Here is a 12,914-nt window from a genome sequence, read left to right as displayed (position 1 = left end):
TGGGTGCGGCTCCCGTTCGGGCCGCATATCCCGGGTTGACGCCAAGCTCTGCCGCTTCCCCGGATTCCGATTGAGCAACGGCAGAGGCGGGGGACCCACCGTCCCGGGCGATGAACGCCCTTGGGGTTAAGCACGTACGTGATCTTTCCGTGCGGCCGGATGCCCTCATCCGAACCCGACAGCTAACTCCGCAGGTGTGAGAGGCGATCAATCATGTCCAAAAACACGGCAGAAGCATGCCTGCATGCCAAGGGTAAACATCTGGCACAGCAGGAACCGGCCAAGAAACCAGCAAAGAAGACCAGCCTGGGCGTGCGTGCCGGGATCCTTGCAGCATCCTGCGCGGTGCTCGTGGGGGTAGGCGCGGCAGGCCAGGCAACCAGCAGCATGACCCCGGTGTCATCCACCGAATCAAACTCTTCCACGGCAGCGGCCGATGCCCAAATGAGCATCGAGAAGAGCGAAATCCGCTCCAACCCGGCAGTGTCCGTTCCGGCGGCAATCAGCGTAGCCCCCCAGGCAGCGGAACCAGCCCCCGCGCCTGCACCGGCGGCCCCCGCAGCGGAAGCCCCGGCACCTGCCGCGGCTCCGGCACCCGCCCCGGCACCTGCCCCGGCTCCGGCACCCGCTCCTGCACCTGCGCCGGCACCCGTCGTCGCGGTGAATGATCCCGCCGGTGCCCAGGCTTATGCTGCCGGCCAGCTGGCAACCTTTGGCTGGGGACCTGACCAGATGCAGTGCCTGCAGACGCTGTGGACCAAGGAGTCCGACTGGACCACCACGGCCACGAATCCCAGCAGCGGCGCCTACGGCATCGTCCAGTCCCTGCCTGCAGAGAAGATGGCCAGCGCCGGCGCTGACTACCTGACCAACTACCGCACGCAGATCAACTGGGGCCTGGATTACATCAAGAAGAGCTACCAGTCTCCGTGCGGTGCGCTGAACTTCCACCTGGCGCACAACTGGTACTAGGCACCTCTCCCTGGCATAGCGCCGCAAAGGGAAACCTTCAGCTGAACCTCCCGGCTCCAAGGACAGCCGACGGCGTCTCCCGCCACCCGCCGTCGTACGCCTTGGCCACGGGGTAACGCCGGGGATTCCAGCGACAGACCGCGGGCCGCATCATCACGATGCGGCCCGCGGTCTGTTTTAAGCGTTGCTGGGCGTACTGCCGGCCTGAGCTGCATCCTGCCCGGCATTCCGCCAAGGGATGTACTGGACGGCCCACTTATTGCCGTCCGGGTCGGCGAAGTAAACGAAGTGGCCCCAAGGCAGCACTTCGATGTCACTGACGTCCACACCATTGTTCTTCAGGTGGTCATGCGCCTTTTGGATGTCGTCGACCACCATCTGGAGGGTGGTTCCCGTGCCGGGAGGGGCGTCCAAAAGCCCCTCGCCCATGCAGATGGAGCAGGCAGAGCCGAGCGGCGTCAGCTGTACGAAGCGCACGTGGTCCGACGGCCGCTCGTCGTAGTCCGCGTTGAAGCCCACCTTGTTGACATAGAAGTCCTTGGCGCGGTCAACGTCGGATACAGGGACAAAGACAAGTTCGAGTTTCCAGTCCATCCGCACAGGCTAGCGGCGGCACACCGATTGAAAAAGGGTAAAAACTACCCTGCGATGCCGTAGAGCCGGTCGCCGGCGTCGCCCAGGCCGGGAACGATGTAGGACTTCTCGTTGAGCTTCTCGTCGATGGAGGCCAGGACGATGTGCACGTTCGCGCCCGAGAGTTCCTCTTCCAGCCGTGCCAGGCCTTCAGGGGCAGCCAGCAGGCAGATGCAGGTGACGTCGGAAGCGCCCCGCTTGAACAGGAACTTGATGGCCTCACGCAGGGTGCCGCCGGTGGCCAGCATGGGGTCCAGCACGAAGACCTGGCGGCCCGTCAGGTCCTCCGGAAGGCGCTCGGCATAGGTGATGATGTCCAGCGTTTCCTCGTCCCGGGCCATACCCAGGAAGCCCACCTCGGCCGTGGGGACCAGCTTGGTCATGCCCTCCAGCATTCCCAGGCCGGCACGCAGAATGGGAACCACCAGCGGTGTGGGCTTGGTGAATGCCGTGCCGATGGTGGTGCTGACTGGCGTCTGGATGGTGACGGGCTCCGTGCGGACCTCCCGCGTGGCTTCGTAAGCCAGCAGGGTCACCAGCTCTTCCGTCAGCTGGCGGAATACCGGCGACGGCGTGTTCTTGTCCCGCAGGACGGTGAGCTTGTGGGCGACCAGGGGGTGGTCAACAACGAGAGTGCGCATCCCCCAAAACTATCATCCGGCGGTGTCCTTGCCTCGGCTGCCGGACGCGCCCTGCTTGCCGGCATCGCCGCCGTCGTGCACGGATTCGAGGACGACGTCCCGCACCACGGGACGATCGAACGTGGGGGCCGGACCCGCATGCTGCTTGCGCCTCAACAGGTGGAACAACCGATGCGCCAGGATCACGATGGCCACCCAGGCCAGCCCCAGCGTCCAGCCGGCCATGACGTCGGTCAACCAGTGGTGGCCCAGGAATACCCTGCTCAGCCCCATGGCAATGATGAAAATCACGCCGGCCGTGATTGCCGTGACCCTGACCCAGAGTTGGTGGAACTGCAGGCAAAGAACGTACAGGAGGACACTGATGACCACGGTGGTGTTGAGGGTATGGCCGCTGGGGAACGACGGCGAATCCTCGTAAGGCGGGACTGCATCGGCGTGGTCCGGCCGGGTCCTGCCCACAAGTTTCTTGCCGAACGTGGTGGCGAGGATGGAGACGGTTGCCGCACCGCCCACCAGGAGGAGTGGGCGCCAGGTCCGGCTCAGGAACGTCAGCCACGCGGTAAGGATGCTGGCGAGGATGGGCATACCGATGCCGCCGCCGATGTTGGTGAAGCCGGTGGCAAAAGCATCAAGGCCCGGGTTTCGCAGCGACTCAGCGTACTGGAGGGCCGGAACATCGAGGTTCGCGAGCCCGTCCTTGCCCACCACGTCGTCATAAACCTCGGCGCCGGCAAGAGCCATGATGACAACCACCGTCCCACCGATGATCAGGGTCAGCCAGAGGGCGGCGTAGGGCTTGAACCATCTGTCCATCCGCTCGTGGACTCTGCTCATCATGCCTCCCAGGAAAAGTACGCAAGCTTAGTATCTCTCGAAACTATCATTGAGCCATGCCGTTGCCCGAAAAGAAACACAACGCCTGGATGGGCCTTGCCTTGACTGAGGCCCGGCGGGCCCTCACCACGGAGGACGTGCCCATCGGCGCCGTGGTGATTGGGCCCGACGGCGATGTGCTGGGTTCCGGCCGAAACCAACGGGAGGCGCTGGGCGACCCCACAGCCCATGCCGAAGTGGTGGCCATCAGGGAGGCGGCCGGACGGCTACAGGAACGGGCACGGCTCCACGGCGGCAACGACGACGGCTGGCGGCTGTCCGACTGCACCCTGGTGGTCACCTTGGAACCGTGCGCCATGTGTGCCGGCGCCATCGTGCTGGCGCGGATTCCCCGGGTGGTGTTCGGAGCGTGGGACGAGAAGGCCGGGGCCGCCGGGTCGGTGTTCGATATCCTCCGCGAACGCCGCCTCAACCATTGGGTCGAGGTGTACCCCGGGGTCCGCGAGGAAGAGTCCGCACAGCTGCTGCGGGCGTTTTTCGCCGGGCACCGGAGCAACAGCCTCTAACCCCGTTGGTTCAGTCGGGGCCCGCTTCAGTCCTGGCCCGGACTTTCAGTCTCCAAGCGGTTCCCGCCGCGCCGCGCCCGACAGCAGGGCCAGCATCCCCTGGGCGGTACTGCTCCAGTCCGGCAGCCTGGTCCGCGCTTTCAGCGCTGCTGCCCGCCAGCCTTCCCGGGTTTGTTCGTCCGTCAGCCAGCGACGCAGGACCTCCGCCAAGCGACCCGGACTCTCACTTGCCCCGGCCGGAAGTGGCAGCGCTGCCCCCGGAAGGCGCGGCCCGCCGTCGTCCGCTCTTATCCCGGCGATGCCAAGCGCTTCCACTGCCCCCGTCCCCTCGCGGACAAGTACCGGGATTCCGTGCGCAAGGGACTCGGTGACCGCCATTCCGAACGCTTCGATCCGGGAAACGAGCAGGGTCAGGTCGGTGCGCGCCCATTCGGCTTCGAGGTCCCTACCCGTGAGCTCACCCTCCAGCCGCACCCGTTCCTGCAGCCCGTTGGCAGTGATGGCAGCCTGGACCTCCCGCGCGTAGTCCGGGTCGGCCTGGTCGGACCCCACGAACGACGCAGTCCATTCGAGGTCCTTGAGCCGGGCCAGCGCCTCGACTGTCAGCACCTGGTCTTTGTTGGGCAGCAGGGCTGCGACGACCGCCAGGTGCGGAGGCGTGGAACCGTCAGCCTGGGGTGCGGGGTCCACTCCGGGCAGGACCACTTGGGCCTGGCGGAGTCCCCGGGTGGTAAGCACGGACGCCGCAGAAGCGCTGCTGCAGACCACTCCGGTTGCTGCACGCAGGGCCCTGACTTCGCGTTCGAGCGCTGCGGATCCCGAACTTTCCGGAACGGGCATATGTACCAGGACCCATGTTTCCCGCCCCGCCTTTGCCGCGAATTCCAGTTCGTCCGGGGCACCAACGGCCACCAGCCCGTCTACGATGACCACGGCATTCCCCGGAGCCTTGTCAGATTCCCACGCCCCGAGCAGGGTGCCCAGACGGCGTCGTTCCTTGGCGCCGGCATCCGGCCAGCTGCCATCGACGCTGATGACGTCCACCTCGGCACCGAGCGCTTGCAGGCCGGCAACCAGATGTGCGTTGTAGACGTTTCCGCCTGAGCTGTGGCGTATGTTGCCGGGGACCAGCAGCCGGATGGGGCGCACGGCTACGCGGTGAGGTCCAGGGAATAAGAGGCCCAGGCGTCCGGATTCTCGCGCAGGGTGACGTCAATTGCCGCCAGTTCCCGGCCGTCGTCGCTGTCCTTGATTTGGGCGGCAACCTGCTGGGTGATGTATTCGGCGAGCGCCTCCGTGGTGGTGAGCTTGCCTTCGAAGTCCGGGTGCTCGTCCAGGTTTTGGTAGTTCAGCCCGGCCAGCACGTCCTCGATGATGGTGCCGGCGGCACCGATGTCCAGGACGATCGCGTCGGCGTTAAGCGCGCGACGGCGGAAGGTCACCTCCGCAACGAAGGTTGCCCCGTGCAGGCCCTGTGCGGGGCCGAACACTTCACGGGGAAGGCTGTGGGCGATCATGAAGTGGCGGCGGACGGTCAGGCTGAACATGGGGTACCTCAAGTTTCCGTTGTTGTCAGTGGCTGGACTGGGGGCGGAGCTGCTTCCGGGGTACTCGACGACGTGGCACAGGGCTTGCAGGGTGCCATCCGCCAGGTTCTGAACCGCGTCTGGCAGGTCCTCGAAGCGGCATGATCCGGTCAGGAACGCGTCGAAGACGGGATCCTTGAGCAGCGATACGGCGAGGTCAAGCCGGTCCGCGTTGGTGCGGCGGTGACGGCGGGCACGTGCCACCATGCCCACCTGGCTGGCACGGATAGATAGGCGCCTCGCGTGGAAATCCTCCCCCAGCGGTACGGTGACCTCCCGGTTGGCGTACCAGGACATTTCGATGACGTCGCCTTCATCGCCGGCGAGCTGGAGGCTGCGTTCCAGGCCCTCCTGGGAGGCCGAGCAGTGGAAAACGATGTCGCAGTCGGCCAGGGCGTCATCCGGCTGCGCGAAGTCCACACCCAGCGTGTCCGCGAGCTGCCTCCTGCCCGGATCAAGGTCCACGAGCTGCAGGCGCTGCAGTGGGAAGGTGCGCAGCAGCGTAGCCACCATGCCGCCCACCAGGCCGGCGCCGACGACCGCGACCCGGTCCCCCAGGCGCGGCCCGGCTTCCCACAGGGCATTGACAGCTGTTTCGACTGTGCCGGTGAGGACCGCCCTGCGCGAGGGGACCTCGTCAGGGATCCGGGTTAGGGATTCCACGGGAACCACGTAGCGGTCCTGGTGCGGGTTCAGGCAGAAGACGCGCTGGCCCTTCCACCCCTCGGGCCCCTCCTCCACGACTCCGACGGAGAGGTAGCCGAACTTCACCGGGCCGGGGAACTCGCCCTCCTGGTGCGGGGCGCGCATTTCCTCTGCGACCCGCGGCGGAACGGCCCCTGCGTGAACCACCATTTCCGTGCCCTTGCTGATGCCCGAGTAAAGGGCACGGACCAGTGCTTCACCCGGTCCGGGGGCGGCCACTTCTTCCGCCCTGAGTTCGCCGTGCTCTTTGGCAGTGGTCCAGTATGCGGTTGCGTGGATGGGAGTTTCTGAATTCGTCATCTTGCTGATGAATCTATCCGGACCCGTGGCGAGGGGGAAAGTCCGACGGCGGATGTCGGGTTTCGTTGCGGCTTGCCGGGACACGTCGGACAGCATCCCGGGCGGTGAAAGGCATGGCTTCGTGGCGGGGCTTAGTGACGCAGTTTCATTTCAGGGTGACCAATCCGCGGGCAAGCCAACGGTGATTTTCCCCGGCACCAGGCAGACAGCTAGGGAGAGGCCGCAGCTAGGCGGAGGGCGGATGGAGGATACCGTCAAGGCATGCTTCCCCCAGGGAGAAGCCCCCGACCACCAAGTCTGTGCAACCTGAGATTGCCCTTTGCGCCGGATTCAGTTGCGGCACCAGCTGCCTGGGCCGTTTGGGTGGTTCCCAGTCCTGGTGTTCGCTTGGGTAGTGCCTGCCAGCGGGTGAGATCCAGCCAGGTGGTTCGTTCTTGGTGGCCCGGGTGGGTTTCCAACCGGTGCTGTGCCGGAGCTTGTGGTGCTTAGGGCAGGGCTGTCCCAGGTTGCTGATCCCGGTGGTGCCGCCCTTGGCCCAGGCGAGGATGTGGTCGGCATCGTTGTCCAGGGAATTGAGGATGTGGTCGGCATCGTTGTCCAGGGAATTGTTGCTGCAGCCCGGGAACGGGCACTTACCGTCCCGCATCCGCAGCCAGGCCCGCATCGCCCCGGTCACCCGGTAACTCTTCCGGCCGATCTCCAGCGGCGCCCCATCCCGCGGATCCACCAACACCCGGTAAAACGACCCCGCACCGTTCGCCACCAAATCGCGGGCCATCGAGGGCGGGATCGGCCCGTACCCGTCCAACATCGCCGGTTCATCGGCCAACCCCATCAGGGAGAACACCGGAACCGTGACCAGAACCTGGGCCCGGATCGGCGAAGACACGTCTTCCCGTCCAGCCCTGCCATTGACACCGGCGCTGTCACGGGCACCGGTATCGCCGTCACCACCATCAGCTTCGTCAATCGCATCCGTGACACTGGCGCCACGGCCGCTACTGGTCCTATTGCCACTGCCACTGCCACTGCCACTGCTGCTGCTGCTGCTGCTGCCGAGGATCGCATCAGCGAACTTGTCCGCCCGCAACTGGGACATGGTCCGGGACTCCTCCGGCCCCTGCAAAGACCTTGCGACCGCGGTGAGCCGGTTCCACCCCGCCAACGCCTGAGCCGCCGGCAAACACGCGGACAGCCACGCCATCCCGTCCTGGTCCGGCCGGAACTCCACCCGCCGATCCGCGACCCCCTTGGCATGGCGCTTCTCAATGCTCTCGGCGTGGTGACGTTCCCGCCACGTCCGTGCCTTGACCCTGAACCGGTGCGCGGGCAGCTGCCCCACCGGACAGCCCTTCGCGCTATCTGGCGCCTCCGGGTCCAAAAAGTGCGCCTCCAAGGCCGCCGACCCCGCAGTATCCAGGCTCGCGGCCTCATCAGCCATCACCACCGCATGACTCCAGGACAACGTCCCCGCCTGCAGCCCCGCAAAAGTCCGCGGCAAACTCGACATCAGGGCGTGCGAAGTCGCCAGAAACGATGACGCCGCCCGCGGCCCCAGCGCCAGTACACAGCCGACCTCCGCAGCGACCGCCATCTCCTGCGCCTGCACCGGCACATCCGGCCCCGCAACGACAGAGGCGCTCTCCGCGTACTTCACCGCGGCCTTCGCCTTCAAACCAGCGAACCCGGCCTCGACCTCACGGGCACCGGCAAGAATGTCCAGGCACCCATCCGCCAAGCCCGCCAACGGATCAACCACCGAAAACGGGTCCGAACCGCACCCGTCAACCTCAGTGTTCAGCACAGCAAGGGCAGCCCGGATGTCCGCATAAGCCTTGACCACTGCTGCCGTTCCCATGAATCAATCATCGCGGCAGGGTCTGACATTCACGCGAAGTGGCATGTGACCGCAATGTTCCGGGCCGGCATTGCAGTTATCTGCCACCTCGCAGATGCATCGGCAGAATCCAGCCCCTGCTCCAAGCCCGCGCTATACGTGCGTTTTGGGGATGCAGGCCTTACTCCGGTACCCTATTGAGGTTGGTGACGTGTCCGAGCGGCCGAAGGTGCAACACTCGAAATGTTGTTTGGTGTAAAAGCCAACGTGGGTTCAAATCCCACCGTCACCGCCAGGTAGAAAGGCCCTGCTTCCCTCTTGTAAAAGAGGGAAGCAGGGCCTTTTGCTTTGCCAAAAGGAGTCACTGGGAGTGCCTCCGACGGCGGGGACCTACGGCACTTATGAACTCTGAACCTTGACACTACTTTCGATGCCGTGACGGAGGCAGTGGAAGGACAGGTGCGCGGCTCTGACCGCGAGGTGCAGGGCCACCTGTTTGGGCTGGGCCAGTGGTCGGCGTGGGCCGTTTTCGCGTTTGATGTGGTGTATCTGGCCCTGGTAGGGGCAAGTGGGGCATTCTCGGGCGCGCCCCGGGATCCGTTCTGGGCGGCAGCTGAAGCAGTGACAGTCATTGGGGCGCCCATCCACGTGGTACTTTTCGCCGTCATTTTCCAGCTCACCCCCGCACCGGCCAGGGTTTTCGGTGTCCTGGCCTTTGGCTTCATGCTCTCCACGGCAGCGGTAACCTCGACCGTGCACCTGATCGAATTGTTGGTGGCCCGCCGGGTGGCCCCCGTCGGCGATCCGGCCCTCGGCTATATCTATGACTTCACCCAACCGTCACTGTTCTTTGCCGCCGACGTCACAGCCTGGCACTTCCTCTTCGGCCTCTCACTGCTGTTCGCGGCGGTGGCATTCACCGGCCCTGGCAGCCCCCTGTACATACGGGCCGCCTTCCTGCTGGCTGGCCTTCTCTGCCTGCTGGGGTTGACAGGCCCTGCTTTCGGTAATCCATACCTCCGCTTGATAGGTGTCTTTGGCTACGGCGTAGTCTTTCCCATCCTCTGCCTGCTGCTGGGCGTCCACTTCAGGTCGGCTCGAAAGAAGATCTTCCGCTGAGGAGCGGCCTGCTGTTCCGTCCGGACCTATTCCGTCCGGGCCAAACCTTCCAAAGGAAGATCCTGCAGAAATCCCAGTATTGCGTGGTTCACAACCGCCTGGGCCTCCATGGCAATCATGTGCCCGACCCCTGGAACCAGATGTGTCTGCGCACCGGGAATGAAGTTCCGCGCCTGCGAGACCGCGATCCGGGGATCGAACGCGGACTCCCGGTCGCCCACCATCAGCAGGACCGGCACCTGGATAGAACTGAGCTCCTTGGTAGTGAAAGGCCTGGGAAAGACACTCACCCGGGGATCTGCGGGCTTGAAGTAGCGGCCACCGAGGATGAACTGCTTTGCGAACCTCTCATCGAACCGGTATCCGGGTGCCATCATCCGCAGCGCAAGGCCTCCTGGCGGACCCCACGGAAGGTAAGGACCAACCTTGAGGAAAGCCAGAATGCTGCGCGAGTAGGGGGCGAGAGAGCCGAAGGGTGCGAGGAGCACCGTCTTGTCGACCCGCTCGGGCCTGTCGATGGTGAAGGCAAGTGCGGCCCAGCCCCCAAATGACCACCCAACCAAAGACGGCCGCTCCAACCCGAGCCCATCAAGGACGGACGACAGCCACTGCACGCAGTCTTTCCGGCCCCGAAGCAGCTTACTTTGGTGTGACTTCCCGGCTTCGCCGACGATGTCGACGGCGAAGACCCGGCACCGGGCACTGAGTGGTCCCACGTTCGCCAACCACCCCGTGGAGCTCGTCCCGGTGGCGTGGAGGAGGACAAGGGGAGGCGCCTCGGTGTCACCGCTCACCAGGACGTGGGTTATTCCAAAGGCTGTCTCGACGGCGATCTCCTCGTAGGCGGCCGGCCATTCTTCCAGTACGTCCTGGTAGGCCCGCAGGTACTGCTGCTCTCCTTCAGTACTCCGAAACCCGGAAAGACGGCCCTTCCTGCGAGTGGCTGCCCACGTGCCATACCTCGCAACTGCCGATAGGGCCGCAATGCCGCCAGCCGTGCCCCAGCCCCTTACCGAACTCCGTGGAGACTGCCGATTCCTCGGAGACTCGCTGTTGGCACGGGTTCGCGGCATCTCCATTGTTGTCACCTCCTTGCCTCAGCCTCCTGCCGCTTGAGTACGGCGGCCTAGGGCCTGAAGTCCCGGCACCTCCCACCCTTCGTTGTGGGCCCACTGAAACAAGGGAAGCGGTGCCGTTTGCATCAATCTGGAGGAGCAGTGTTTACTTTGCACCGCTCCCCTGCCCACGATTAAAAATGTGGGAACCAAGGGCAGGTGGATGGGGCGTGTATCCAGCCTGTCCCTGTTGATTGCAGCAGGTGCGGCAGCGGGCTGTTCCTACCAATACGACGAGCCTGCGCGGACTCCAACACCCGGCCCGGCACAGGCGACTAACTCCCCCGCGCCCTCCATTGATCCCCTGGTCCTGGAGCGCGAGGTCCACAACTACCGTGAGCTGGACAGGCTCCTCAAGGCAGTGCCGGGCCCGGTCCTCCTTTTTGAGGAGGGTCCCCTTGATGGCCCGGTCAGGGGCTTTGGCACGACGGCGGAAGTCCCGGCAGCCGGGCAGTTCACCGTTACAGCCGCTTGTGCCGGCGCTTCCGGTGCCACGGTCGCCGTCGGGCAGGAGCATCCCGGCGCTCGCTTCCAGCCCGTGGAGCTGACGCTGGATTGCCATGGAGCCACCACGCAAGTCTTGGAGCTGCAGCAGGGGTACGTTTTCGCCCACCTGGTGTTGCCGGCACCCGGCGATACCCCCTGGACAGGAGCCGTCGGCGGAGTACGCGTGACAGGCCGGGTACCTATGCCGAGCCCTGCACAGTCCCCTGAGAATTCCCCCTGACAAAAGGCCCTGGTATCGCTGGCCCCGCCCGACCAGGCTGGGGTTGAAGGATCATTAGCCGCCATATCCAAAACGGATGTCGGCCAAGGCAGGAGGTCTGTGATGACCGCACAGCCACAGCACGGATTGCCGCTGGTACCTGGCGCTGTCGGGAAAGGGTTCACCTCGTTGGTCCGCCGGCACCCTGTATCCGCCTACTACGCCCTAACCTTTGTCTTGTCTTGGGGCGGGATGGCAGCGGTCATTGGCGTCGCACCGGTCCCAATGGCTGTTGGACTTACGCTGGCGCCCCTGGGACCCGCCGTCGCATCCGTCATCCTCACCAGCCTCCTGGACGGAAAGGCGGGGCTTCGGGACATGGGCACCCGCCTCCGCCGGTGGCGGGTGGGTGCCCGCTGGTATGCGCTGGCGCTCCTCACCGCTCCGCTGGTCATGGCTGCGACGGCCGTGGCAGTGGCCGTCGTCTTTCCCGGTTACTACGGCGGCGTGGCGACGTCGGGCGAGCTGGTGACCATCATTTTGGCCGGGATTGCGGTGGGGTTGATAGTCGGCATGCTGGAAGAGGTGGGCTGGACTGGCTTCGCGCTGCCCCGCCTGCGCCGGCGGCACGGTGTTGTGTCCACGGCCTTGATCATGGCCGCCTTTTGGGGTGCCTGGCACTACCCCATGTTCGCCAACAGCACTGATCCTTCAGGGGCCATACCTGCCGCCCTTATCGTTGCCGTGTTCCTCTTTGCCTGGCTGCCCGGTTACCGGATGCTGATGGTTTGGCTTTACGACCGGACCGGGAGTCTCCTCCTGGCGGTGCTGATGCACGCGCCCCTTGCCGCGGGTGCCTTCATCAACTCCTTCATGGCGGCCTCCGGAAACGCATCAGGAATTGCCATCCTGGCTCCGGCCCTCAGCTGGGGTGCGGCCTTTTGGGTGATTGCCGCTGTCGTCCTTCTCACCGAACGCCGGCGCGCACGGGTGTCGACATGACGGCCCAACTTCCACGGGTGCCGGCCGGGGAGGCAATCCTGTCGGCAGCACGGCGTTTCGTCGCTGCCCACGGCCGGAAACTCAGGGTCGGTGAGGTGGAATGGCGCTATGTAAGGCTGGGCGAAGGACCGGCCGTGCTCTGGCTCACCGGCGGCCTGCGCCGGGCTGGGCTGGGATATGACTTCCTTGGGCGCCTTGCGCGCAGCCACACGGTGGTGGCGCCGGATTACCCCCACGTGAAGCGGTTTGCCGATTTCGACGACGGCGTCTCGGCCATCCTGCGCGCGGAAGGGATTGCGGGCTGCGACGTGGCGGGCCAGTCCTACAGCGGTTTGCTCGCCCAGGCGTTCCTTGCTTCCCATCCCGAACGGATCGGCCGGCTGGTGCTGTCCAGCAGCGGACCGGCCGACTACGGCCTGCTCTGGGTACCGGCCCTGACATGGGCAACTTTCGCAGCGCGGGTGCTGCCCAAGCGCTGGTCGGCTTCCCTGCTGCTCGCCGGCCTTACCGGCCTGTTCCCGGCCGGATCGGATCCCGACGGCGACTGGGCGGCGGTCCTTCGCCACACTGTCCGGCACGACCTCACCCGGGCGGATATTGTGTCGCATTTCGCGGTCGCAGCTGACGTGGCCAGGAGGCAACTGGTGCGTCGGGAACGGTTTCAGCAGTGGCACGGAGACGCTGTGGTGCTGCGGGCGGAGAATGACCGCACCCAGGCCACCCGCGACATCCCCCGGCTCCAAAGGCTGCTGGGCAGGCCAGTGCAGACGATTTCGATGGGCCTCGCCGGTCACACCGCGGCGCTGCTGGAACCAGAGGCCTATGTGCAGTGGCTGGAAAAGGCGCTGGGCTGACATCCGGCGAACCACCGTCACGTAGACCGCCCCCGGAGTTG

The 12,914-nt window shown here is 65.4% G+C and carries 13 protein-coding genes, 1 tRNA gene, 1 pseudogene and 1 riboswitch; of the genes and pseudogenes, 7 read left to right on the top strand and 8 right to left on the bottom strand.

All coding sequences use genetic code 11. The features are described 5' to 3' along the window. Positions 1 to 47 precede the first annotated feature (47 nt). Positions 48 to 208, top strand: a riboswitch (cyclic di-AMP (ydaO/yuaA leader). Positions 209 to 213: 5 nt separating this feature from the next. Beyond that, the gene (locus LFT46_RS03110) at positions 214 to 972 is read left to right on the top strand and encodes a hypothetical protein (RefSeq protein WP_236821216.1); all 759 of its coding nucleotides are present in this window, start codon (positions 214 to 216) and stop codon (positions 970 to 972) included. Between the two features lie 177 nt (positions 973 to 1,149). Here LFT46_RS03110 and LFT46_RS03105 read toward each other — a convergent pair whose 3' ends face one another. The 3 genes from LFT46_RS03105 to LFT46_RS03095 are packed head-to-tail and all read right to left on the bottom strand — an operon-like array spanning position 1,150 to position 3,083. Beyond that, on the bottom strand, positions 1,150 to 1,566 hold the full coding sequence (locus tag LFT46_RS03105) for a glyoxalase superfamily protein (RefSeq protein ID WP_236801036.1): 417 nt from the start codon (positions 1,564 to 1,566) through the stop codon (positions 1,150 to 1,152). 44 nt (positions 1,567 to 1,610) lie between these two features. Further along, on the bottom strand, positions 1,611 to 2,246 hold the full coding sequence (gene upp / locus LFT46_RS03100) for a uracil phosphoribosyltransferase (protein ID WP_142030188.1): 636 nt from the start codon (positions 2,244 to 2,246) through the stop codon (positions 1,611 to 1,613). 12 nt (positions 2,247 to 2,258) lie between these two features. Continuing rightward, positions 2,259 to 3,083, bottom strand: a complete 825-nt coding sequence (locus LFT46_RS03095; RefSeq protein WP_236802781.1) for a phosphatase PAP2 family protein — start codon at positions 3,081 to 3,083, stop codon at positions 2,259 to 2,261. Positions 3,084 to 3,139: 56 nt separating this feature from the next. On the opposite strand from LFT46_RS03095, the gene LFT46_RS03090 reads away from it, so the two are divergent. Beyond that, positions 3,140 to 3,649 carry a nucleoside deaminase gene (locus tag LFT46_RS03090; protein WP_236801035.1) on the top strand — a complete coding sequence of 170 codons (510 nt, stop codon included), beginning with the start codon at positions 3,140 to 3,142 and terminating at the stop codon, positions 3,647 to 3,649. Between the two features lie 45 nt (positions 3,650 to 3,694). Here LFT46_RS03090 and LFT46_RS03085 read toward each other — a convergent pair whose 3' ends face one another. From LFT46_RS03085 to LFT46_RS03070, 4 genes and pseudogenes are all read right to left on the bottom strand, one after another. Next, positions 3,695 to 4,798, bottom strand: a complete 1,104-nt coding sequence (locus tag LFT46_RS03085) for a glycosyltransferase family 4 protein (protein ID WP_236801034.1) — start codon at positions 4,796 to 4,798, stop codon at positions 3,695 to 3,697. Between the two features lie 2 nt (positions 4,799 to 4,800). Continuing rightward, positions 4,801 to 5,196, bottom strand: a complete 396-nt coding sequence (locus LFT46_RS03080; protein WP_236802780.1) for a 6-pyruvoyl trahydropterin synthase family protein — start codon at positions 5,194 to 5,196, stop codon at positions 4,801 to 4,803. A gap of 42 nt (positions 5,197 to 5,238) precedes the next feature. Continuing rightward, positions 5,239 to 6,240: pseudogene (locus LFT46_RS03075) on the bottom strand (zinc-dependent alcohol dehydrogenase); the annotation flags it as partial. 226 nt (positions 6,241 to 6,466) lie between these two features. Continuing rightward, positions 6,467 to 8,098, bottom strand: a complete 1,632-nt coding sequence (locus tag LFT46_RS03070) for an HNH endonuclease signature motif containing protein (RefSeq protein ID WP_236821215.1) — start codon at positions 8,096 to 8,098, stop codon at positions 6,467 to 6,469. A 184-nt stretch (positions 8,099 to 8,282) separates the two neighbouring features. On the opposite strand from LFT46_RS03070, the gene LFT46_RS03065 reads away from it, so the two are divergent. Then, a tRNA-Ser gene (locus LFT46_RS03065) sits at positions 8,283 to 8,372 on the top strand. 140 nt (positions 8,373 to 8,512) lie between these two features. Then, the gene (locus LFT46_RS03060) at positions 8,513 to 9,196 is read left to right on the top strand and encodes a hypothetical protein (protein ID WP_236801031.1); all 684 of its coding nucleotides are present in this window, start codon (positions 8,513 to 8,515) and stop codon (positions 9,194 to 9,196) included. 26 nt (positions 9,197 to 9,222) lie between these two features. On the opposite strand, the gene LFT46_RS03055 is transcribed toward LFT46_RS03060, so the two are convergent. After that, positions 9,223 to 10,275: an alpha/beta fold hydrolase gene (locus LFT46_RS03055; RefSeq protein WP_236821214.1), complete on the bottom strand. Its 1,053-nt coding sequence runs from the start codon at positions 10,273 to 10,275 to the stop codon at positions 9,223 to 9,225. Positions 10,276 to 10,474: 199 nt separating this feature from the next. Between LFT46_RS03055 and LFT46_RS03050 the strand changes: the two genes are divergently transcribed. The 3 genes from LFT46_RS03050 to LFT46_RS03040 all read left to right on the top strand — a co-directional run bounded on the left by LFT46_RS03050 (position 10,475) and on the right by LFT46_RS03040 (position 12,873). After that, a complete protein-coding gene (locus LFT46_RS03050; RefSeq protein ID WP_236801029.1) occupies positions 10,475 to 11,038 on the top strand; it encodes a hypothetical protein in 564 nt (187 codons plus the stop codon). A gap of 102 nt (positions 11,039 to 11,140) precedes the next feature. Then, positions 11,141 to 12,019, top strand: coding sequence for a CPBP family intramembrane glutamic endopeptidase (locus LFT46_RS03045; RefSeq protein WP_236801028.1), 879 nt, complete (start codon positions 11,141 to 11,143; stop codon positions 12,017 to 12,019). Further along, entirely contained in the window at positions 12,016 to 12,873 is an 858-nt protein-coding gene (locus LFT46_RS03040; RefSeq protein WP_236821213.1) for an alpha/beta fold hydrolase, read from the top strand. The genes LFT46_RS03045 and LFT46_RS03040 overlap by 4 nt, the downstream gene beginning before the upstream one ends. The last annotated feature ends 41 nt before the right edge of the window (positions 12,874 to 12,914 follow it).

This window comes from Arthrobacter sp. FW306-07-I (genome assembly GCF_021800405.1).
In the GTDB taxonomy this organism is placed as follows: Bacteria; Actinomycetota; Actinomycetes; order Actinomycetales; family Micrococcaceae; genus Arthrobacter.
Note: the sequence above shows the minus strand (reverse complement) of the source record. Positions and strands in the feature narration are given on the sequence as shown.

What these genes read in the sequence shown, in the direction of transcription:
- LFT46_RS03110 (WP_236821216.1), top strand. Translation starts at nt 214, where the DNA reads ATGTCCAAAAACACGGCAGAAGCATGCCTGCATGCCAAGGGTAAACAT.
- LFT46_RS03105 (WP_236801036.1), bottom strand. Translation starts at nt 1,566, where the DNA reads ATGGACTGGAAACTCGAACTTGTCTTTGTCCCTGTATCCGACGTTGAC.
- upp (WP_142030188.1), bottom strand. Translation starts at nt 2,246, where the DNA reads ATGCGCACTCTCGTTGTTGACCACCCCCTGGTCGCCCACAAGCTCACC.
- LFT46_RS03095 (WP_236802781.1), bottom strand. Translation starts at nt 3,083, where the DNA reads ATGAGCAGAGTCCACGAGCGGATGGACAGATGGTTCAAGCCCTACGCC.
- LFT46_RS03090 (WP_236801035.1), top strand. Translation starts at nt 3,140, where the DNA reads ATGCCGTTGCCCGAAAAGAAACACAACGCCTGGATGGGCCTTGCCTTG.
- LFT46_RS03080 (WP_236802780.1), bottom strand. Translation starts at nt 5,196, where the DNA reads ATGTTCAGCCTGACCGTCCGCCGCCACTTCATGATCGCCCACAGCCTT.
- LFT46_RS03070 (WP_236821215.1), bottom strand. Translation starts at nt 8,098, where the DNA reads ATGGGAACGGCAGCAGTGGTCAAGGCTTATGCGGACATCCGGGCTGCC.
- LFT46_RS03055 (WP_236821214.1), bottom strand. Translation starts at nt 10,275, where the DNA reads ATGGAGATGCCGCGAACCCGTGCCAACAGCGAGTCTCCGAGGAATCGG.
- LFT46_RS03050 (WP_236801029.1), top strand. Translation starts at nt 10,475, where the DNA reads ATGGGGCGTGTATCCAGCCTGTCCCTGTTGATTGCAGCAGGTGCGGCA.
- LFT46_RS03045 (WP_236801028.1), top strand. Translation starts at nt 11,141, where the DNA reads ATGACCGCACAGCCACAGCACGGATTGCCGCTGGTACCTGGCGCTGTC.
- LFT46_RS03040 (WP_236821213.1), top strand. Translation starts at nt 12,016, where the DNA reads ATGACGGCCCAACTTCCACGGGTGCCGGCCGGGGAGGCAATCCTGTCG.